Below are 1,432 nucleotides of genomic sequence, written 5' to 3'. Positions count from 1 at the left end.
CGTTATGGCGCATTCATGCTCTTGATTGCGTGGTGAGTGTCCACTCTCGGCAAATACGAAAGTCCGCAACCCGTCTGAATCTGCCGCTGGTGGAAAATTGCTGACCGACCGCAATGGGTCGATTGCTGCCTCTGGCGATAGGTAGACAGAACGCCGTTTATGTAAAAGAGGCCCCCACACTTGCCGAGAGTGTGGGGGCCTTTTATTTGGCCCCCGGATACCAGAATCACCTGGAGTGGTACACCGGGCTAGGGGAGTCTGGTTTGCTAAAGCTTTAATGCTAACTGCAGCATCCCGACAACATCCGGCCCGTCCTCATTGATCCAAGTCCCATAGTGCTGGCGGATCATGTTCCCGTTGGTATGTCCCATCTGCTCGGCGATCCAATCGATTGAGGCAATTCCCGTCGTCAGCAACTGGCTGGCGTACGTGTGCCGGCACTGGCCAGGCCCCCGATAACGAACCCCGGCCGCGAGCAGGTGAGCCTTGAAGAACCTGTCGCGCACCACGAAGTCGTTGACGTGCGGCAGGCCGCTTTTCGTGTTCAGGAAGACAAAGTGCAGTTTGTGTTTACGCACCGTCTTGTTGTCCCGTTCTACGATATCTACGGTTTCAGCCTTTCGGTTCCTGTTCAACGCATCGATCTTCTGCAGGGCATCCCAGGCGGKGGCAAGTAGGCGGACCTTGCGCGTCGATCGCCGGGTTTTCGTCACCCGGTAAGCCCCGCGCACCTTGGACCGGCGGAACGTCACGGTGCCCTGTTCCAGGTCAACATCCTCCCAGGCCAGGGCGATGGTCTCGGATACCCGGGGGCCGGCCCATATCATGAACTGAACCATTAGCAGCTCTTGCGTGCGGCTGGTGTGGGTTTCCAGGATCTGTTTGATTTCCGCCCGGGTGAAAGGGTCCGGCGCCTCTGGATCTGGCAGGCGCACCATCAAACCTTCGGTTGGATCGTGCGCGACTTTCATCCTGGTGCGGTACAGCCTGAACACCTGGCGCACGTTGCTGATGATGTCGCGGATGGTCTTGTTTTTGAGCGTTTTAGACAGGGTCCCCTGAATCCACTCCTGTAGGTCCAGGTGATCGATGTTGTGGATCTGTACCTTTCCCCAGCGCGGCCGCACATGAACTTCTGCCTTGTTGGCATAGCCCCGATAGCTCGACGCTGCCACGCTATTGGCCTTGATCTTTAACCACAGGTCCAGGTAGTGGCCGAAGGTGTTTTCGACCAGCTTGGCCGAGTTGGGGAAGTGCCGCGCATAATCGAATGTGCCGGCTTGGATTTCGTACTCGATGATGTCGACCAGGCGCTTTCCCTGGGCCACGATGGCAGGCGTGTTACCACCCGGGATTGCTTCCCGGCATTTTTCTCCGTTGTATTGAAAATAGATTCTCACGGATTTCCCGCGAGCTTCGACCCCACTCATGT

The 1,432-nt window shown here is 57.2% G+C and carries 1 protein-coding gene; it reads right to left on the bottom strand.

All coding sequences use genetic code 11. The annotated features are described in order from the left end of the window. Positions 1-266: 266 nt before the first annotated feature. Positions 267-1,430, bottom strand: coding sequence for an Arm DNA-binding domain-containing protein (locus AC1DH9_RS29130; protein WP_477809336.1), 1,164 nt, complete (start codon positions 1,428-1,430; stop codon positions 267-269). Positions 1,431-1,432 lie beyond the last annotated feature (2 nt).

The organism is Pseudomonas sp. 05T35 (genome assembly GCF_056396605.1).
The sequence above is the reverse complement of the archived record's forward strand: the minus strand, read 5'-3'. Positions and strand labels throughout refer to the sequence as shown.